At 45.5% G+C, this 17,368-nt stretch carries 24 protein-coding genes; 15 read left to right on the top strand and 9 right to left on the bottom strand.

Annotated elements, in window-relative coordinates:
- The first annotated feature begins 20 nt into the window (after positions 1-20).
- Positions 21-770: a DUF72 domain-containing protein gene (locus tag AC4BAP_RS09595; protein WP_490582421.1), complete on the top strand. Its 750-nt coding sequence runs from the start codon at positions 21-23 to the stop codon at positions 768-770.
- Positions 771-780: 10 nt separating this feature from the next.
- Here AC4BAP_RS09595 and AC4BAP_RS09590 read toward each other — a convergent pair whose 3' ends face one another.
- Positions 781-1,386, bottom strand: coding sequence for a hypothetical protein (locus tag AC4BAP_RS09590; RefSeq protein WP_490582420.1), 606 nt, complete (start codon positions 1,384-1,386; stop codon positions 781-783).
- A gap of 202 nt (positions 1,387-1,588) precedes the next feature.
- On the opposite strand from AC4BAP_RS09590, the gene AC4BAP_RS09585 reads away from it, so the two are divergent.
- The 4 genes from AC4BAP_RS09585 to AC4BAP_RS09570 are packed head-to-tail and all read left to right on the top strand — an operon-like array spanning position 1,589 to position 5,120.
- Entirely contained in the window at positions 1,589-2,638 is a 1,050-nt protein-coding gene (locus AC4BAP_RS09585; RefSeq protein ID WP_490582419.1) for a phosphatase PAP2 family protein, read from the top strand.
- A gap of 8 nt (positions 2,639-2,646) precedes the next feature.
- Complete coding sequence (locus AC4BAP_RS09580) at positions 2,647-3,054, top strand: hypothetical protein (RefSeq protein ID WP_490582418.1); 408 nt, start codon at positions 2,647-2,649, stop codon at positions 3,052-3,054.
- A 27-nt stretch (positions 3,055-3,081) separates the two neighbouring features.
- Positions 3,082-3,618 carry a GNAT family N-acetyltransferase gene (locus AC4BAP_RS09575; protein WP_490582417.1) on the top strand — a complete coding sequence of 179 codons (537 nt, stop codon included), beginning with the start codon at positions 3,082-3,084 and terminating at the stop codon, positions 3,616-3,618.
- Entirely contained in the window at positions 3,615-5,120 is a 1,506-nt protein-coding gene (locus tag AC4BAP_RS09570; protein WP_490582416.1) for an aminoacyl-histidine dipeptidase, read from the top strand. Before AC4BAP_RS09575 ends, AC4BAP_RS09570 begins: the two co-directional genes overlap by 4 nt.
- An 85-nt stretch (positions 5,121-5,205) precedes the next feature.
- Here AC4BAP_RS09570 and AC4BAP_RS09565 read toward each other — a convergent pair whose 3' ends face one another.
- Positions 5,206-5,442 carry a hypothetical protein gene (locus tag AC4BAP_RS09565; protein ID WP_490582415.1) on the bottom strand — a complete coding sequence of 79 codons (237 nt, stop codon included), beginning with the start codon at positions 5,440-5,442 and terminating at the stop codon, positions 5,206-5,208.
- A gap of 297 nt (positions 5,443-5,739) precedes the next feature.
- On the opposite strand from AC4BAP_RS09565, the gene AC4BAP_RS09560 reads away from it, so the two are divergent.
- The 3 genes from AC4BAP_RS09560 to AC4BAP_RS09550 all read left to right on the top strand — a co-directional run bounded on the left by AC4BAP_RS09560 (position 5,740) and on the right by AC4BAP_RS09550 (position 7,497).
- A complete protein-coding gene (locus AC4BAP_RS09560; RefSeq protein WP_490582414.1) occupies positions 5,740-6,192 on the top strand; it encodes a hypothetical protein in 453 nt (150 codons plus the stop codon).
- Between the two features lie 105 nt (positions 6,193-6,297).
- Entirely contained in the window at positions 6,298-6,732 is a 435-nt protein-coding gene (locus AC4BAP_RS09555) for a hypothetical protein (protein ID WP_490582413.1), read from the top strand.
- Positions 6,733-6,924: 192 nt separating this feature from the next.
- Entirely contained in the window at positions 6,925-7,497 is a 573-nt protein-coding gene (locus tag AC4BAP_RS09550) for a pseudouridine synthase (RefSeq protein ID WP_490582412.1), read from the top strand.
- Here the strand turns inward: AC4BAP_RS09550 and AC4BAP_RS09545 are convergent.
- Positions 7,494-7,619, bottom strand: a complete 126-nt coding sequence (locus tag AC4BAP_RS09545) for a hypothetical protein (protein ID WP_490582411.1) — start codon at positions 7,617-7,619, stop codon at positions 7,494-7,496. The two genes, AC4BAP_RS09550 and AC4BAP_RS09545, sit on opposite strands and share 4 nt — an antisense overlap.
- Positions 7,620-7,638: 19 nt before the next feature.
- Here AC4BAP_RS09545 and AC4BAP_RS09540 point away from each other — a divergent pair, with 19 nt between their 5' ends.
- A complete protein-coding gene (locus tag AC4BAP_RS09540; RefSeq protein ID WP_490582410.1) occupies positions 7,639-8,682 on the top strand; it encodes an LLM class flavin-dependent oxidoreductase in 1,044 nt (347 codons plus the stop codon).
- Here the strand turns inward: AC4BAP_RS09540 and AC4BAP_RS09535 are convergent, their stop codons facing one another.
- The 3 genes from AC4BAP_RS09535 to AC4BAP_RS09525 all read right to left on the bottom strand — a co-directional run bounded on the left by AC4BAP_RS09535 (position 8,683) and on the right by AC4BAP_RS09525 (position 11,749).
- Entirely contained in the window at positions 8,683-9,576 is an 894-nt protein-coding gene (locus AC4BAP_RS09535) for a cyanophycinase (protein WP_490582409.1), read from the bottom strand.
- A gap of 523 nt (positions 9,577-10,099) precedes the next feature.
- The gene (locus tag AC4BAP_RS09530) at positions 10,100-10,771 is read right to left on the bottom strand and encodes a response regulator transcription factor (protein WP_490582408.1); all 672 of its coding nucleotides are present in this window, start codon (positions 10,769-10,771) and stop codon (positions 10,100-10,102) included.
- Positions 10,772-10,999: 228 nt separating this feature from the next.
- A complete protein-coding gene (locus AC4BAP_RS09525; RefSeq protein ID WP_490582407.1) occupies positions 11,000-11,749 on the bottom strand; it encodes a Mut7-C RNAse domain-containing protein in 750 nt (249 codons plus the stop codon).
- A gap of 163 nt (positions 11,750-11,912) precedes the next feature.
- Here AC4BAP_RS09525 and AC4BAP_RS09520 point away from each other — a divergent pair, with 163 nt between their 5' ends.
- A complete protein-coding gene (locus tag AC4BAP_RS09520) occupies positions 11,913-12,335 on the top strand; it encodes an EamA family transporter (protein WP_490582406.1) in 423 nt (140 codons plus the stop codon).
- Between the two features lie 281 nt (positions 12,336-12,616).
- The gene (locus AC4BAP_RS09515) at positions 12,617-13,387 is read left to right on the top strand and encodes a DoxX family membrane protein (RefSeq protein ID WP_490582405.1); all 771 of its coding nucleotides are present in this window, start codon (positions 12,617-12,619) and stop codon (positions 13,385-13,387) included.
- 396 nt (positions 13,388-13,783) lie between these two features.
- Here the strand turns inward: AC4BAP_RS09515 and AC4BAP_RS09510 are convergent, their stop codons facing one another.
- Complete coding sequence (locus tag AC4BAP_RS09510; protein ID WP_490582404.1) at positions 13,784-14,161, bottom strand: hypothetical protein; 378 nt, start codon at positions 14,159-14,161, stop codon at positions 13,784-13,786.
- A 300-nt stretch (positions 14,162-14,461) separates the two neighbouring features.
- Here AC4BAP_RS09510 and AC4BAP_RS09505 point away from each other — a divergent pair, with 300 nt between their 5' ends.
- From AC4BAP_RS09505 to AC4BAP_RS09495, 3 genes are all read left to right on the top strand, one after another.
- On the top strand, positions 14,462-14,638 hold the full coding sequence (locus AC4BAP_RS09505; protein ID WP_490582403.1) for a hypothetical protein: 177 nt from the start codon (positions 14,462-14,464) through the stop codon (positions 14,636-14,638).
- A gap of 394 nt (positions 14,639-15,032) precedes the next feature.
- The gene (locus AC4BAP_RS09500; protein WP_490582402.1) at positions 15,033-15,224 is read left to right on the top strand and encodes a cold-shock protein; all 192 of its coding nucleotides are present in this window, start codon (positions 15,033-15,035) and stop codon (positions 15,222-15,224) included.
- Positions 15,225-15,373: 149 nt separating this feature from the next.
- Positions 15,374-15,667, top strand: a complete 294-nt coding sequence (locus AC4BAP_RS09495) for a hypothetical protein (protein ID WP_490582401.1) — start codon at positions 15,374-15,376, stop codon at positions 15,665-15,667.
- A 46-nt stretch (positions 15,668-15,713) separates the two neighbouring features.
- Here the strand turns inward: AC4BAP_RS09495 and AC4BAP_RS09490 are convergent, their stop codons facing one another.
- Entirely contained in the window at positions 15,714-16,136 is a 423-nt protein-coding gene (locus tag AC4BAP_RS09490; protein WP_490582400.1) for a hypothetical protein, read from the bottom strand.
- A 242-nt stretch (positions 16,137-16,378) separates the two neighbouring features.
- Here AC4BAP_RS09490 and AC4BAP_RS09485 point away from each other — a divergent pair, with 242 nt between their 5' ends.
- Entirely contained in the window at positions 16,379-16,927 is a 549-nt protein-coding gene (locus tag AC4BAP_RS09485; protein WP_490582399.1) for a DinB family protein, read from the top strand.
- 2 nt (positions 16,928-16,929) lie between these two features.
- Here AC4BAP_RS09485 and AC4BAP_RS09480 read toward each other — a convergent pair whose 3' ends face one another.
- On the bottom strand, positions 16,930-17,211 hold the full coding sequence (locus AC4BAP_RS09480) for a hypothetical protein (protein ID WP_490582398.1): 282 nt from the start codon (positions 17,209-17,211) through the stop codon (positions 16,930-16,932).
- Positions 17,212-17,368: the final 157 nt, after the last annotated feature.

Genomic DNA, 17,368 nt, shown 5'->3' with positions numbered 1-17,368 from the left:
AACCCAATTGATTTTATAGTATGGTAGATTTACACCCTGATTTATTCATTGGCACCTCGGGCTGGAGCTATCGTTGGCAGGAAGTACTTTACCCGGTGGATCTTAAATCTTCTGACCGCCTCTCCTACTACGCTAGCCAGTTTAATGCAACAGAAATCAACAGCAGCTTTTACCATTTTACGATGGTAAAGACTATAGAGAAATGGCTTAACACTTCACCACCATACTTTAAATTTGCTCCAAAACTGCACCAGGAGATCACACACAAACGCAGGTTCCAGGACATAGATGAGCCATTGGAGAAGGTTATGTCAAGGTACAGTTTGATGGGTGAACGGCTCGGGCCTGTGCTGGTACAAATCGCTGGCAGCTTCCGGCACGACAGGCTCATAGCAGAAGAATTTTACAGAACTTTAAGGGAGAAGTATAGCAGACAGACTTTTGCCCTGGAGGCACGGCATGCATCGTGGTTCTCAGAGGAGTCGCTGGAACTAATGCGGGACTACGATATTACAGCCGTGATGGCCAGTGCCGGGAAACGGTTCCCGGGCACCGAACAAAGCACAACCAACACCATTTACCTGCGTCTGCACGGCGACGAAAAGATGTATACTTCTTCCTATTCCGATGAAAAGCTGGAGCGCTACGCCTACATGATTAAAGACTGGCTTGAAGCTGAAAAGCAAGTATGGGTTTTCTTCAACAATACGGTACTAGGCAATGCAGTAACAGATGCACAACGACTGAAACAGTTTATACTTAACCTATAGCAGGAACAGTCTACTTATCGACTTTAGCAGGAGGTGCAGGTGTGATCATGATATGAGCCGCATGGGTGCCGGGGTCCATCAGCCAGGGCATGGCAGGGGCATCCGGCTTTAGCGGTAGTCCCGTGCTGGTAGCCGTAGCATACGGTATGTAAACCACGTAGCGTAGGTAACCATTCTCCACCTTGCCAGTCATTGGGTCATAGTTTTCGTCAGGGGCTGTAAATACGAAGAGTGTGGTTGGTTGCTTTGGCATTTTCAACTTGCCGCTTTTCACTTCACGCTCACGGGTATCAAAAATCTCCTTTTTAGCTTTTCCTTCTTTTTTCAATGCACGGCCACGTGCCATAAAGGGCTCCAGGTCGCGGTGGTAGCAAGCCGCCGAAAACCCTTCCTGTTTTGGATCGTCTGCCAGGCAGATCATTTCGTTTGTTCCTTTTCGCAGGGTTACCAGTTCCCCTTTCTGGTTATAGCCCAACACGGCGGCGCCATCGCGTTTATCGGCAGGGGCGGCAAGCAAAGCCGCTTTTATCTGTACATCAACAGGAGGAATTACCGACTGTGCTTTTGCAGCAACAAATGAAAACAACATCAGTAGGAGAACAAATACTTTAGCCATAACAGTGTGGGTTTGATAAACGAAACAAACAAGTATACGTGCCAGCAGCGCACAGGTGTTTACATTGCCAGGCAACTCGGCTATTCAGTTATTAAACTGATATTTTCAAAGCCCTGATTTTTTTTCTGACAAACGTTGCGTCTTTTATGGCACCTCCCCGTCATCAGGCAAACAATACCCGATCTACTTAACAAAATATACTATGGAACCCATTTACATTTACGCTACGCCGGCCCAGGTTTTAAAAGAACTGGAGGCCAAGGAAGCAGAAGCAAAACAGAAACAAATCAGTCGGCAGGCCAGCTCTTGCACAAAATGCACCAAGGAGCAGCCCATGGCAACCATGAAAGTTGTCTGCACAGTTTCACTGCTTTTACTGGCTACTTTTACTGGTTTGGCACAAACAAGCCAGCAGAAAAGTATAAAGTATAAAACATTGTCGCCTGCCACGGATCATTACAAAACCATTGCTGCCAGCAACACAACAGCCATGGGCGGCGACCTGGAAAGTATAAGTTTTCCGGAGAAGGATTTTCGCAGGGCAGCTTACTTGAAACTAAGAACCGTTTACCTGCAGGTGCCGGTGCAGACATTCAAGATAAAGCCCTACCCTTCCAACAGTTCCGAGCAGACCCGGAAAGAACTTGACTTCCTGCTGGAACTACAGGCCAAACGCACTGCCATAGACGCAGCCCTGACAGATACCATGGCCATGGTATACTACGACCCATACACCAATAACCCACATGATCCGGACTTTAGCCGGAACGTGAGCAGCCTGTTTTATGTGGGCCGCAACCTGGGACCCTGGTTTAACCCGGAACAGTTGCCGGTTACTAGCCGCGTATTGCAAAACGTGATCCAGGATGCCACCTATTATTTCTTTTCCCTGAAGGCCCAGTTTAACCGCGCACGCCCTTACCACCTGGAGCCTCGCCTGCAAAACCAGGAGGCACCGGGCCACGCCTCGTACCCAAGCGGCCATTCCTCTGCCTCGCATGTGCACGCTTACCTGTTGGCCTATATGTTTCCGGAGTATCAAGACCAGTTTCTGAGCAATGCTTATGACATGGCTTTTTCAAGGGAGATCAGGGGCGTGCATTATCCATCCGATTCGGAGGCAGGGCGCGCGTTTGCAGAGCAGTTTGTGGCGCAGCTTCGTAAAAGCAAAGCATTTAAAGCCGACCTGGAGGCTATGAAGGCCGAAATAAAGACAGCAATGGCTACAAATAAATTAACCTTAGCTAAGTAAGAACAGCTATGCAAATTAAAAGTATATGGGTAACAGCTATCAAGGCTGTTACCTATTTCCTGCTGGCTTTTAGCATGCTTACGAAAATATTATTTATACCCTACATTGCAGTTAAGTTTGAGGTACTGGGGATTGCAGATTACGGCCGCCTTTTTGGTTTGGTAGAACTAGTGGCATTTTTGCTGTACCTGCATCCCCGCACCCTCGGGCTTGGCTTTGTACTTTTGTGCAGTTATTTCGGGGGTGCCATTGCCACAGACCTGCATGCGCCAGAATACCTTTACCAGCCGGTGGTTGTGCTGGCACTGGTATTTGCAACCACCTACCTGCGCCGCCCTGCCATTTTCTCAGAAAAGCTAACTATTGCACATAAAACTTGCTGCACCGTTGTAGCCTGGCAAAAAGATTTACAGTAAACTACCTTAAACGATGACTTATACTTTATGCTCGAGAAAAAAGTGATCTCCATGCTGCCGGTCCATGCCGATGCGGTGCTTGAAATTTACAAAGAAGGGCTGGACACAGGACAGGCCACCTTTAACACAGAGGTCCCTTCGTGGGAGCAGTGGGATCGGGGCCATCATCAGCACAGCCGTTTTGTAGCCATTGTTGGAGAAAAGGTGGCTGGTTGGGTGGCATTGTCGCCGGTATCGGTGCGGTACTGTTATCGTGGCGTAGCTGAGTTCAGTATCTATGTGTCAGCAGCTTTCCGTGGGCAGGGAATTGGCGATAAACTGATGCAGGCACTTATCCCAGAAAGTGAAGCCAACGGCATCTGGACACTGCATTCCTCTACCTTCCCGGAGAATCTGGCAAGTATAAAGCTTCAGAAAAAGTATGGCTTCCGGGAGATCGGGTACCGTGAAAAAATAGCAGCGCTAAACGGCATCTGGCGCGACACCATCCTGCTGGAAAGGCGAAGCAACATAACCGGAGTAGAGCAGCCTGCCATGCACGTAAGCCACACAGCGCAAGTATGAGGCAATCAATCCTAAACCTGGAGCCGCAGGAACTCTGGTCATACTTCTGCCAGCTAAACGCCATACCCAGAGCAACAGGCAAAGAAAAAAACGCAGCCAATTTTATACTTCAGGTTGCCGCCGCCAAAGGCCTGAAAACGATACAAGATAATGCAGGAAATGTATTGGTGCTGAAACTCGCGTCGGAGGGCATGGAAGGCTATGCCCCTGTTGCCCTGCAGGCACACCTGGACATGGTGCACCAGAAAAATGCCGCCACCGTTTTCGATTTCGACAGGCAGGGAATTGAGATGGTAGTTGACGGAGATTGGGTTAAGGCAAACGGCACAACCCTTGGTGCTGACAATGGCATCGGGGTGGCGGCCATGCTGGCCATACTAACTTCTGAAGAACTCCCCCACCCTCCCCTGCAGGCATTGTTTACAGTAGGCGAAGAGAAAGGAATGACCGGCGCAATGAAACTACAGCCGGACCTGCTAACTGCCCCGACCATGCTGAACCTGGACACGGAAGAAGAAGGTACCCTCACCATTGGCTGTGCTGGGCGGGTAGCCATACATGCTGAGGCCTCCTATACAGAAACCCGATCTCCGACACATGGCCTGGCGTTTGAGATTACCATTACCGGCTTGGCTGGCGGGCACTCTGGCCTGGACATTCACCTGGGGCACGGTAACGCCATCAAATTACTCTGTAAGCTGCTTACTGCTGTTTCGAGGCAAAGCGAAGTATGGATAAGTTCGATAAGCGGAGGCGGCCTGCACAATGCCATACCACGGGAGGCAAAGGCCACGGTGGTGGTAAGTGATGTGTATGAGTTTCTGGAGGCTGTGGAACTGCAGGCGGAAAACATGAAGCGGGTATTTCATAAAAAAGACCCGGCTATAAGCATTAGCTGCCTGCCTGTTGCGTTGCCGTCCGGTGTAATGGATAAACAAAGCCAGAAAAGCCTGCTGCATATCATTAACTGGCTTCCGGACGGACTGTATGCCCTGTGCAGTGAAATCCCCGGCCTGGTACAAACATCTAACAACCTGGCTGTCTTAGAGCTTGGCAACGGTAAGTATGCGTTACAATGCCTTACCAGGAGTTCGTTAGAGATGGAAAAAGAAAAGCTGGCACAGGCCATCGAGAGGGCTTTAACTGCCGCAGGGGCAAGTGTAAAACTAACAGGCAGCTATAGCGGCTGGATTTATAACCCCGATTCGCCGTTGGTGCGCCATGTGGCCGAAACCTACTTCAGTTTATTTAACAAGCAACCAACCATTACGGCCATACACGCGGGGCTTGAGTGCGGCATCATCAAGGGCAAGTACCCCGATATGGAGATCGTTTCATTGGGGCCTACCATCCTGAGTGCCCACTCGCCGGAAGAACGGGTGCAGATCAGTTCGGTGCAGCGTTTCTGGCAACTGCTGTTGGCGGTTCTGGCACAGCCACGCTATACTTTGCATCCGGATAAAACTGATACAAGCTTAACGAATGCCATAGAACAGGTATGAAAGCGCCATGTGCCTACCGTTCATAAACAAAGTAAGCCGCAACTCTCTTCAGAATTGCGGCTTACTTTGTTTATGGTCAATATATCTAAACCCAGCGTTTTCTCTCACTGAAATGGTTACAGCCAAAGCTTGCGCCAGTGATCATCTCAAACTGACGTGGTTTTTTGTCTTCGCGGCCTTCATGTATAAGTGGCAACACATAAGATGGCTCCATAGCATGCTGCCCGGTCAATTCGTCACAAACACCAAAATCTTTGCTTTGTAACTGTACTTTATTTGGATCCTGCTCCCAGTGGGTGCAATGATTGCATGTTGCTTCCATAGTATAAGTGATTTAGTTCAACATTATCTATTATGCTATACTTGCAAACACAACCGGCAGGTTACGGCTAAACCGCTCCCTAAAGAAATTTAGAATTAAACTAAATAATTAAATCACATTAAATAGCAGTAAAAGTATAATTTCATACTTGGCTAGCACACCCAAATAGCAAGGTTATCACTAAAAAAGCTAAACCTAAACAGCATAATATACTGTAATAGAGTAAAGTCAAGCACCAGGGATGGTTTGTAAGTCCAGGTTTGCAGTAATACCTTTGAACAGATTTAAGTACGGAAGATGAATATAATTTCCAGGTTTAACCTACACCTACAGTTGACTTTTGAGGATGAGTTTGTCCGGGCAGAGGTAGACAGGCACAGAAAGCTTGTTTATATTACATGGCTAAAACACCCAAAAAGCGAGGTTTTCCGGCCGTTGTTTCAAAAGCTGGTAGATCTTACTTTTGAGTACCAGGTGGAGTACTGGCTTAGCGATGCCTGTGCCATCCATTACCTTGAGTTTTCGGACCAGAACTGGCTGTTGCAGGACATTGCCCCATACCTTAAAACAACACCCATTAAGAAATTTGCCCGGGTTACCACCAAGGAAAGTTACGCCATGATGGACATTAGCCGGGTATATGACTCGATCAAGCTTTTGAAAGATATTCAGGTAAGTACCCAGTTTGATTCATTCTTCAGTGTTGATGAAGCGCTGGAGTGGTTGTTTGAAGATGAAACGCATCATTAACCGGTCTGCAGGGACATTCAGATAATTTTATTCTGTAAAAGATTGTGCTAGCAAGAATTTAGCTATTCTTTTTACCTTTACACCCGACACTAATCAAACTAAAACATGGACACAGGTTTACAGCATTTACACTCTTACCTTGCATACCTGGTGCTTGCAGGAGTACTTATCAGCGTTATTGTGGCGCTGGCTGGCTGGTTCGGCAACAAACCTTTTACCGACAAAGACAGAAAAATGGGTTTACTGGGTTTAATTCCAGCACACTTGCAGTGGGTAATTGGTATCATTTTATACTTTGTATCGCCGTTGGGCATCGAGAGTGCTAATGAGGGTTTCATGAAAAACGCTGTTGCCAGACTGTATGTACTGGAGCACCCCCTTATGATGATCCTTGCCGTAGTGCTGATTACAATTGGCTACTCTAAAGCGAAGCGCCAGGTAGGTACCGGCAACGGTTTCAAGAGCATCGCCATTTTCTATGGTATTGCACTGGTACTTATACTTAGCCGTATACCTTGGCACGCGTGGCCAGGCAACTAAGCAGAAATTAATTTATGCATAAAAGGGAAGGCTTCAGACTAAAGCTTTCCCTTTTTTATTTCTCGACCTGTGCTATTTATACCTTCTGTTGCGCATGCCTTTGGCTTTTAAGTGTTAATGTCTGAACTTTGTATCCTAACATTTTTAAACAGGAACATCCGCTTAGTTCCTGCCCTTATTTCCCGATTACCCATGCACAGGCATTTTATACTTCATAAACCCTTTGGCTACATCTGCCAGTTTGTAAGCAACCATAAGCAGAATAAACTACTCGGCGAGCTGTTCGATTTTCCGGAGGGAACCATGTCTATTGGCCGATTGGATGAAGACAGCGAAGGGCTTTTGCTGCTTACAACCGACGGAAAAATGAGTGAAAGGGTACGCCGCAAAGACGTAGAAAAGGAGTATTACGCGCAGGTAGACGGGTTGATAACGGAAGAAGCCGTTGCCTTACTGGAAGCTGGTGTAGAAATTAGCTATGGAAAGGAAACGTATAATACACTGCCTTGCAAAGCCCACCGTTTACTACCCGCCCCGGACTTTGCTCCACGCACAAAGAAAATACGCGACGACAGGCACGGGCCTACCAGCTGGGTTTCCATCATCGTTACAGAAGGTAAATTCAGGCAGGTGCGTAAAATGACAGCTGCCGTCGGTTTTCCGACCCTGCGCCTGATCAGGGTGCGCGTCGGAGATGTGCATCTTGGCGATCTGCCGCTGTGTGGCGTGCAGGAAGTAGAAGACTTCAAGCTTTTCCAGGACTAGCTGACCTGCTCTGCAAGTATAGTACAGCGGGGCATCTTCCTCTCCTGACTTGCATTAAAGTATAACATCAGGGCCAATGTTAAGTATAAACTCAGGTACTCCTGCAGAACTTGCTTTGCCAAACCTAAATGCCGAACCCACATGAGCCATACAACTATGCAGAAAAAGCTGTCTGATGTTAAGTTTTCCGTACTTGACCTGGTGCCCATACTGGAGGGCAAAACGATAGCCAATTCGTTTGAAAACAGCCTAGACCTGGCACGGCATGTCGAGAAACTAGGCTACACTCGCTACTGGCTCGCAGAACACCACAACATGCAGGGCATCGCCAGCTCGGCCACCTCTGTGCTGATAGGATACATTGCCGGCGGCACCTCCTCCATAAGCGTAGGTTCCGGTGGCATTATGTTGCCAAATCATGCCCCATTAATTGTAGCTGAACAATTCGGCACCCTCGAGACCCTTTATCCCGGCAGAATAGACCTGGGCCTGGGCCGTGCACCCGGCACCGACCAGCTAACGGCAAGGGCCCTGAGAAGAGACCTGCTTGAATCGGTGGAAGACTTTCCGAAGCATGTGCAGGAACTGCGAAGCTATCTTGGACCCATACAGTCTGAGGCACGTGTGCGTGCTGTGCCTGGCGAAGGCACGAATGTGCCGATCTGGATATTGGGTTCCAGCACCTTTGGCGCACACCTGGCCGGACTTATGGGCCTGCCTTACGCATTTGCCAGCCACTTTGCCCCTGCTGCCCTGCACGCAGCCCTTAAAGTATACCGCGACAGCTTTACCCCTTCTGACACGCTGCAGAAACCTTACTCGATGGCTTGTGTGAATGTAGTGGCAGCAGATACGGATAAAGAGGCCGAATACCTGGCCACCACTTTATACCAGGCCTTCCTGAATGTGATACGGGGAACAGCCAACAGACAAAAACCACCGGTAAAAAGCATGGAAGGAGTATGGGATGCATCAGAGCAATACGCCGTGCAACAAATGCTACGCTATACGTTTACAGGCAGCCCCAAAACCATACAAGAAGAGCTACAGGCTTTTCTGGATGACACACAGGTGGATGAGATCATGGTGGCCGGCCACATCTATGAGCATGAGGCAAGACTAAGATCGTACAGCTTGCTGGCAGATCTGATGCAACCGCAGGTTAAGCCGGAACCTTCCAAATAATCAGGCATGCAACTGGTCATAGGTCGGGAAACTATACTTCTGCCCATCGCTTAATAAATGAATGGTTAGGCCCCTGACTGAGAAAGGCTCACCCGCATCGATATCGTAGATGTTGGTGCTTTGCAAGTGGTGCCCTTCCACAATAGTTACAAGTCCGCTCCCTACCACAGTAAGCTCACGGCCCTGGGTAATGTAAGCGGCGGTGTCTTCTTCCAGGCCTAGGCCAATGCAACCCGGGTTTGTAACGATGCACTGCGCCATGCGCACCAGCCTGCCCCGCTGTATAAAGTGTGTGTCTACTGCAATATCTTTCAGAAATTCCAGCCCGGTTGTAACCCGCACATCGCCTTTAATAAACCCACCCTTCGACATTACCTCGTAGATCATGGGTGTGGACAGGGCCGTGGCTCCCGCACTTGTTCCGGCAACCAGTATCTCATCAAAAGTATAGCGCTCTTTCATAAGCTGCAGCAACCGCGTGCCTCCCAGAATTGAGGTAAGGCGCAACTGGTCGCCACCCGAAAAGTATATTCCTGCAGCCTCTTTTATGATCTTCAGGTAGTTTTCATTGTCGGCATCCTGGCGCGTGCGTATGTCAAGCACCTCCACCCTTTTTATCCCGAGATCAGAGAAAACATTTACATATTCTTTTGCAACAGCATCCGGCAGATTGGTACCAGTAGGCAACAGCGCCACCAGCGGATTGGTACCATGCAGTTGTTCTTTAAAGAACTTCAGGATCTGTTCGCTTTCAAAATCAACGTTGCGTTGCTGGTCTTCTGTTTTATCGTCTTTGTCTTTACTTTCTTTTCCTCCTATTGCCAGTATGCGTCCTTTTGGGAAGGGGGCTCGCGTAGTTATCTTTTGCTTGCCGGTTGTTTTATGAGTAGCCATACTTTTACTTCTGTTATTGCAATTAACACCAGAAACCGGAGTAAATTATAACCGCCGGTTAAAGCAATAACACATACGATAACCTACCAATACAGTATAAAGTAAATGTACAAAGCGTAGATAATGGCTTCCCTTAATTAGCGTTTTGCTAGCTGTAGCGAGTATAATTATGGCAACCAGAGCCTGAAAGAGAAGAAGGGTAACGAGATATGACTTAGAAAACCGCGTGGCTATAAAACAGTAAGAGGACCATCCTCAGCACCCAATTAGGTATGGCCCTCTCCTGATTTCTTATTGTCAAATGTAACTTAACAGTTAATTATTTGAACGAATCTAAAACAGAACGGTATGAAAAATTGCCCCAGAATACAGGCTTATCTAGTGTAAATACAGATTTATACTTACTAGGCTTAAGTATAAAAGAAAATTTGCAGCCCAAATAAGTATAAATACTTATCTGAACTGCAAAATTGTAGGTGAGATATAATTATAGAACCTTGATAGTCCTGTAATTAGTAGGTATTTACTCTATTAATTTATGCTGAAACGCATACTTTATAAGGTTGGCCGTATTCTTTGCCTTGGTCTTTTCGAGTATGTTCTGCCGGTGGGTTTCGATAGTGCGCTTGCTGGTAAACAACATGTCTGCAATTTCAGAGTTTGTGTAACCATCCGCAATAAGCGACAAGACTTCCAGTTCACGTTTGGAGAGCAACTGCCGTCCGTTAGCCTCAGTTTTGGTAGCAGCGGAGTTTGAGTTAGAACTCAATATCTTGCTCAGCAATTTCATGGAAGCATCAGAACTGATATAGGGCGTTCCATTATAAACGAGCCGTATAGCATGAAACAGTTCTTCTTTACCAGTGCTTTTAAGCAGGTAGCCTAAGGCCCCGCATTCCAACATTCTGTGTATACACGACTCATCGCTGATGACAGAGAGTGCTATTATCTTAACGTTTGGGTAAAGCTCTCTGATCTTCGTAGTTGCTTCATAGCCATCCATCACAGGCATGTTCACGTCCATCAGCACTACATCGGCAGGTGTTCTGGTCAGAAGTTCCAGGGTTTCCTGTCCGTTTGATGCCTGACCTACAATTTCAATTTCATCGTTACGTTCTAACAAAGAGCTAATGCCTTCCCTTACGATCTTGTGGTCGTCTGTTAGTATTAACCTGATCTTGTTACTTGATAACATTTGGTTTGTCCGTTCTAATTGTTGTTTCCACACAGAAAAATAGCATCATCTTGTTCACAAACTATCCCACATCGTATACTGTATTTTACGATTTTCCCGTCCAAAAGAACTCAAAACTACATTGTTTCTGCATTTACCAAAGAACAAAAGCAGTAATTGTACTTTATTTAAGTATAAATACCGGCTAAATAAGTACAAATCACAAAAAATTATATGGCTAAATGTGCTTCAAATGCTTTGTAGGGCCTTTATAGCTGAAAGCATATGTTCATAGTGAGAGCCTTTCCAGTAAACCCTGTCACATGCCGTACAATAGAAAAATTCATCAAAGTACAGGCGGGTATTTGCAGGAATCCGGTGCAGTATACTTTCTTTAGGCACGCTGCTTATAATTGTGTTACATGCCAGGCATCTTTTAAAAGGACTGAACATACCTGATAGACCATACCGTTTGATGACTTCCTGCAGTTGCGATGTGGTGTGCTGTGACCGCAGCCAGTAGCCATGCGCAATTATCCTGTGTTTTAGCAAACCAATATCACGGGTTAGTACGATGCGGCTCTCTTCCTCTGCGAGCCTGGCTATCTGGTTGTCGTTCAGGTTTTTCTCATTCAGCGTGTCAAAACCCAGCATGCGTAGCGCCTTCGCCAGTGTGCCTAGGTGCACATCAAGTATAAATCTGACAGGCTCAGGGAGTGGTGGTATCAGAGAATTTTGTGCAGGGGCTTGGGTCACTGTTGTCACAGGGTGAACATGGATTTCGTCGCCGGCATAAAGCCTGTCCTTGAACTGCAAATGCCTATTATTACGCAGTATAAAAGCCGCTTCCGGGTGGGGTACTCCCAACGCCTCGATCGCATCTTTTACCGCAGGTGCTCCCTTAAACGCATAAGTAATTGGTTGTTGCCGTTGCCGGACCGCAGGACGAAGAAAATCCTGAAGCGTACCATGAAAAATAAAAGTAGCAGCTTGTGGCATTATACTTTACAGCTTTAGTTATACCTAACGGCTAAATGTTTTGCCTGTTGTATTTACAGCTCCACCCCCGCTCTGTGCTATCTCACAAAAAACAGGAACAGATAACCACGAATAGCCAAAAACTTGCTTAGTATTGCAGTCTGTTACACATTAATACTTCAAAATGGAACAGTGGCTGTCTTACGCTATTATGGCAATGCTTATGGGTGGCGTGGCAATGGTATTTGCCAAGATGGGAATGGGAAGCACGAATGAGCATGTGGCCCTGGTTATCAGAACCAGCGTACTGTTGGCCATGGTGGTGGCAAATGCATGGTATGCCGGCGCTTTAAGGGGCGTATCAGCCATTGACAACCGAACCATGCTCTGGCTGGTAATGGCCGGGCTCTGTACCGCCGTTTACTGGATCTTATACTTTAAAGCCATCAAGACTGCCAACATCTCCGTGGTTGCCACCATCGACAGAGCCGGTATTGTAGTAACCGTGCTTCTCTCCTACTTTATCTTAAAAGAGCCGCTTACGCCACGACTGCTGCTGGGCATGGGCACCATACTGGCAGGTACGCTTATCCTCATCTGGAAATAAAGGAAAGGCACCGGGTATCTGATGTTATTATTTTTCAGCGCTTTATGTAGTTGAAATTTACCTGTTCGTATAATTTATTTTACGAAAGCCATAGATTATGCTACTTTAAAACTATAGCCGCTCTGTGTAAAAACTGGCTGCTAAGTATAGCCATTTGATGGCTGGCTCACATTGGTTATAGTTAGCCTGTGCTCCACAGCCAAATGGCAGGTTACCTAGCACAATTTGCACAAAAAGGCAGCTGAAGTAGCATAACGTATTCCTTTTCTAGAAGTAGAACTATGGCAAAGAACAAAGACATTTTTATAGTGCTCATCAGGCTCTTTTTGGGTTACATTTTCTTTTCTGCAGGCGTGTGCAAACTCACACAGGGGCAGTTCGGGCAGTTGATAGGCCCGCCCTGGTTAGAGGAGACGCTGGCAAAGCATGGCCTTGGGCTGTTTGCACAGGTAGTTGCAGTAAGCCAGGTAGTTTGCGGTTCCCTGCTCATGTCGCAGCGTTTTAGTGTGTTGGGAGCCCTTATGCTGGTACCTATGAATGTGGCCATCCTCGCCGTAACTGTATCGATGAACTGGACAGGAACACCTTACATCAACGCCATATTTTTAGCCCTTAACATTATCCTGCTGTTCCTGGAGCGTCAGAAATTCATGTTCCTTTTTAAGCCAAATACAACCCACAGCTATAAGCCAACACTTACCGACAGGTTGGGACAGGATGCATACAGCTGGGCGGGCCTTGCTTTTAGTCTGGCAATTATGGTTGCAGCCAGGTATAGCACCATACTTACAAACAGCTTCGCACTTTTAATCTTTATTTGTTTTGCCATCAGCATCCTCCGGGTCAGGGTGTTTCATGTACTGGATCTGGTGCTGCTTGCAGTCCCGTTTTTGGCAATGGCAGTGGTTACTTTTGCCAACCTGCATACCCTGCTTACCCCCTTCCTCCTACTTCTGATTGCTCTGGAAGGAACCATGCTTATTGTGAGGGTTATCAGAGGGAGGCAGCCGGCAAAACAGCCTGACCTTTCGGGTAGCATCGCAGTTAACTAGTTGTATCCAGAAGTTAGGTACCCAGCGTAAACTGAACCATTTGATCAGCTATTTTATACTATATCGCTCTAAAAAGACTTAAAGGATTAATTTTTAAGAAGATGCGGTAAGACTTATACAAAAAATACTCAGAAATGAGTATTGGAATATAATATTATTTATATTATTTTTAGTAAAATTTAATGAACCAGATACCTCTTATTTTGAGGCCATTTTTTAGCCACCCGTTAAATCACCCTGCCATGATAAAACGATTTCTGGAAATGTTCAGCGTTGATCTGAGGTCCCATTTGTTGCTAAACATGCTTCTTAAAATGATTAGCCGGGAAGAGTAGCCAAACGCCTGTTTTACTTAAATGATGCAGTAAACACCAGTGTTGCAGGTTTATGTGGGCATTAGTGCGTAACGGCATCGATGTTCCGTAATGCCTCCTCCGCATCTCTCTCTGAAAGTATAAATTCAAGCGCCTCTTTTGTTGTACCAAAATGCTGTAGTTCTTTTTCGGTGCCAAAGATCCTGTAAATCTTATTTCGCATCGACTCAGCGGCAATCTGTAGCATAGGGTCGTTATCTCTAATCATGGCCACCTTCTTCAGGCCAGTATCCTGCAGCAAAAGCCCAAGGTGTTCAACAGACCATTTCTGTTCCTGCAAAGTAAAGGTGCTCTTCGTAGAATCCATCACCCAGTTTTCCAGCCCTTCTTCTTTAATGATAGTATAAACCGTTAGCATCGCCTCCTTGTAAACGTCAAACGACACCGGTTCTGTAAACATGGTAAAGATGAGTTTATGTGGTCGTAATACCCGATATACAAAGTGCTCCGTCATAAGTCTTTCCTAAATAGCTCCGTCATAAGACTATACGTCAATCAAGTACGGTAAACTGTAACAATTATAAAATATGTGTAGCCATACTTGGTTTCGTAACTGTCCGATATCATACAGTTCGTCGTTTTACTGTCCGGTTTCAAACAGTTTTCCATCTTGCATCTAATCACAAGTATCTACATATCAACACTTTACACTTATGGCATTTATATTGTAAAGGCATTATCACACCAAACCTCTGGACCTATGCAAACCAAAACTATGAAATCTGTAATGGCGGCTTTAGTGATGCTTGTTTTGCTTTCAGTTACGATGCTGGCGGTAAAGCGTGTATCTAACTGTGAACAAACTGAACATGCCAAAGCCTGTAAGCAGGAACTCCACAACAAAGCCACACCTTACTCAACTTTACCTAAAGGCTGATACCTCTGCACCGTAAGTTTTAAAACCCTGATAATACCGCTTAAAGCGTTTTATATAAAAATATTGCTCTACTACCCTATACCTAAAACTATGAAAAATTTAGCCTCTGCAACGCAGGGGCTATTTCATTTATACTTGCAGGTACGGTTTTCAAAATATGATAATTTGTATACTTACTGCATTTTAAGATGCATGTTCCTTAGGGCCTATGGAGTATGCGGTTGATGTAAATCAAGCGTTGCGATCAGGTTTTAGGAGTCATTCAGGTGGTTTTATAAAAAGCTTATAAAAAGCATTTTAAAGCATATATTTTTAAAAACATATCTTTTTTGTAAAATATAATGAACAAATTGACTAGATTTAGTGTATACTTGTCATTACAATTCAAAAATTTATGAACAACGGAACAGTAAAATTTTTTAACTCCGAAAAAGGTTTTGGCTTTATTAAAGACGAAGAAACAAACCAGGAGTATTTTGTCCATGTAACAGGTTTAGTGGATGAGATTAAGGAAAACGACAGAGTAACTTATGAACTGAAGGAAGGTAGAAAGGGCCTGAACGCCGTTAATGTTAGGCAAGCCTAAGTGCTTCAGTCGTGCCTATAAAAAGAAAGCGCCGTGTGGTTTACACGGCGCTTTCTTTTTATAGGCTTCCCTATTTATATTCAGTAACATACCTGTCTAATAAGTGACAAATATCATTGTTTAAAAAGCTTTAAGTCAACACCTTGCACATGATAGACTTAAAGTATAAAAACATGCCGGATCTGAAAAAAGCCGTTTCGAAAGCGATAAAAAAGGAGTTTGGAATATGTGTAGGTAAGAAAGCCGCTTATATGTTTATGCTGAAAGTTTATAGGTACCTGCTTTATCATGACACGGACAGCTTTATGGACACGCTGGATTTTAGACAAAGCCTGCCGGACAATAAAAAAGCTGATGAACATTACCATGTTTTCAGGTACATGCTCAACAAACTGAGAAGGTACAACCCGGATTCTTTAGGTTTGCCAGAACTTAAAAAGTAGAAGTATAAAACGGATGCTTAATTAAAGACCTCTGAAGCAAAACCAATTATTGAGCTTCGGATAACAACCACTGCAATGCTTCGGAGGCAGATAAAAAGTCTCTTGACTCACAGTGCAGAGGCACATTTGAGAAAGAGTCATTTACACCCTCCAACGGTATTTGTTGGAAGAGGTCCTGAGCCATTAGGTTAGCAATTTTCCTGATCTTGCTGTGCTGCAGCAGTTCGGCTGCGTGGTTGGCCACCCATACCTGGTCTTCGAGGTTGGGAATAAGCAGCAAAGTATAATCATTTAGCAGCAACTCCACATCATGTTCCAGCACAAAATCGCAGCTCTGGACAGTAGCATCCCTTAACTGCTTGCTCGGAATTGCTCCTTTCCATTCTGCAACCACAAGCCTTTTATCAGAATCAAAGCAGAGTTTTACATGTTGCTTATCCCAGGTAGTTACTAATTCAAGTGTCTTCATAAATATTGTAGAAACCGTGCACGAAATCTGTCCCCTCTTTATCTTAATATATTGTACGGTGTTTATAAAATATTGATTTTTACCGCTGTAAAATTTCGACAAAATTGTCTTTCTTCTCTATAACCAGGATTTTGACATGAATAAATGAGCCAGGCTTCATGCTGTTTTGGTAGCTTCTGCCTTAGTTAGTTAGTTTAACTCAATTGCTCAAGCCGTTTGTATTTCGATTGCCTAAAACGGAAGTGCCAAAGCTAATCCCTATCCAGGGCGCAGCATCTTTTTCCGGTATTATCGTATCTCCTTTTATGGATGACGAGAAAAAGAAATTACGTGAGCAACTGATTGAAATGATGCGGGGCAGCAATGTGTATCGGCCCCACACCGAATTGCTTCAGGACATCACTATGGAAGAGGCATTGGGGCAGGTTACAGAGCTGCCCTATACTATTTGGCAACTGCTGGAGCACCTCCGTTTCACACAACACGACATTCTGGACTTTTGCCGCAACCCGAACTATAAAGAACCTAACTGGCCAGACGATTATTGGCCTTCTGAAACGGCTCCGGCAAACCAGGAAGCACTAGATACTGCACTGCAGCAATTCCGGAAAGACCTTGATAAAATGATTGCGCTGGTAAAAGATGAAAAAAATGATCTGTATGCCCCCATACCACACGGCACCGGGCAAACTTTACTCCGCGAAGCCATGCTGGTTGCTACCCACAATGCTTACCACATTGGCGAAATCGTAGTGCTTAGGAGGTTACTTGGCTACTGGAATCAAGTATAAACTTAATATTCGCTTCTCCTTTTAGCTTGCTCTTCCAACGCCTTTAACTCATGTTCGGCAGCTTTTAACCTGTCGCGGGCTGCTTTTTCTCTTTGCCTGGCTTCTTCGGAGTAGCGTTCCGCTTCTTTCAGATCGCGTTTCAGGCTCTCAACCTGTTCTCGCTGCGCCCTGATGGCAGGATCGTCAGAGTATTTGTTACCTCCAGTTATAGTAGAGCAGGAAGTAAGGCCAGCGAATAACAGTACAATTGTGGTATAGGCAAATGCTTTTTTTAATGTCGCCATTGTAGTAAAACATTGATTTCTTCTCTTTACGCACACCTACATATATAGTTGATAATCAAGCACAAAAAAACAACGCAACACGCTCATACACAGGAACAAAGAACTCAGCCTATATTAAGATCATAAGCTAAAGCCCTTTAAAGAAAGTGACTACCCG

The organism is Pontibacter sp. GD7, from assembly GCF_058216375.1.
This window is presented reverse-complemented; position numbering and strand designations above follow the sequence as displayed.

Excerpts from the sequence above, each read along its gene's own strand:
- AC4BAP_RS09595 (WP_490582421.1), top strand. The coding sequence starts at position 21 with ATGGTAGATTTACACCCTGATTTATTCATTGGCACCTCGGGCTGGAGC.
- AC4BAP_RS09590 (WP_490582420.1), bottom strand. The coding sequence starts at position 1,386 with ATGGCTAAAGTATTTGTTCTCCTACTGATGTTGTTTTCATTTGTTGCT.
- AC4BAP_RS09565 (WP_490582415.1), bottom strand. The coding sequence starts at position 5,442 with ATGGAAGCAACATGCAATCATTGCACCCACTGGGAGCAGGATCCAAAT.
- AC4BAP_RS09490 (WP_490582400.1), bottom strand. The coding sequence starts at position 16,136 with ATGAAGACACTTGAATTAGTAACTACCTGGGATAAGCAACATGTAAAA.
- AC4BAP_RS09535 (WP_490582409.1), bottom strand. The coding sequence starts at position 9,576 with ATGGCTACTCATAAAACAACCGGCAAGCAAAAGATAACTACGCGAGCC.
- AC4BAP_RS09530 (WP_490582408.1), bottom strand. The coding sequence starts at position 10,771 with ATGTTATCAAGTAACAAGATCAGGTTAATACTAACAGACGACCACAAG.
- AC4BAP_RS09510 (WP_490582404.1), bottom strand. The coding sequence starts at position 14,161 with ATGTTTACAGAACCGGTGTCGTTTGACGTTTACAAGGAGGCGATGCTA.
- AC4BAP_RS09555 (WP_490582413.1), top strand. The coding sequence starts at position 6,298 with ATGGACACAGGTTTACAGCATTTACACTCTTACCTTGCATACCTGGTG.
- AC4BAP_RS09540 (WP_490582410.1), top strand. The coding sequence starts at position 7,639 with ATGAGCCATACAACTATGCAGAAAAAGCTGTCTGATGTTAAGTTTTCC.
- AC4BAP_RS09480 (WP_490582398.1), bottom strand. The coding sequence starts at position 17,211 with ATGGCGACATTAAAAAAAGCATTTGCCTATACCACAATTGTACTGTTA.
- AC4BAP_RS09505 (WP_490582403.1), top strand. The coding sequence starts at position 14,462 with ATGCAAACCAAAACTATGAAATCTGTAATGGCGGCTTTAGTGATGCTT.
- AC4BAP_RS09520 (WP_490582406.1), top strand. The coding sequence starts at position 11,913 with ATGGAACAGTGGCTGTCTTACGCTATTATGGCAATGCTTATGGGTGGC.
- AC4BAP_RS09495 (WP_490582401.1), top strand. The coding sequence starts at position 15,374 with ATGATAGACTTAAAGTATAAAAACATGCCGGATCTGAAAAAAGCCGTT.
- AC4BAP_RS09515 (WP_490582405.1), top strand. The coding sequence starts at position 12,617 with ATGGCAAAGAACAAAGACATTTTTATAGTGCTCATCAGGCTCTTTTTG.
- AC4BAP_RS09575 (WP_490582417.1), top strand. The coding sequence starts at position 3,082 with ATGCTCGAGAAAAAAGTGATCTCCATGCTGCCGGTCCATGCCGATGCG.
- AC4BAP_RS09570 (WP_490582416.1), top strand. The coding sequence starts at position 3,615 with ATGAGGCAATCAATCCTAAACCTGGAGCCGCAGGAACTCTGGTCATAC.
- AC4BAP_RS09560 (WP_490582414.1), top strand. The coding sequence starts at position 5,740 with ATGAATATAATTTCCAGGTTTAACCTACACCTACAGTTGACTTTTGAG.
- AC4BAP_RS09585 (WP_490582419.1), top strand. The coding sequence starts at position 1,589 with ATGGAACCCATTTACATTTACGCTACGCCGGCCCAGGTTTTAAAAGAA.
- AC4BAP_RS09550 (WP_490582412.1), top strand. The coding sequence starts at position 6,925 with ATGCACAGGCATTTTATACTTCATAAACCCTTTGGCTACATCTGCCAG.
- AC4BAP_RS09525 (WP_490582407.1), bottom strand. The coding sequence starts at position 11,749 with ATGCCACAAGCTGCTACTTTTATTTTTCATGGTACGCTTCAGGATTTT.
- AC4BAP_RS09580 (WP_490582418.1), top strand. The coding sequence starts at position 2,647 with ATGCAAATTAAAAGTATATGGGTAACAGCTATCAAGGCTGTTACCTAT.
- AC4BAP_RS09500 (WP_490582402.1), top strand. The coding sequence starts at position 15,033 with ATGAACAACGGAACAGTAAAATTTTTTAACTCCGAAAAAGGTTTTGGC.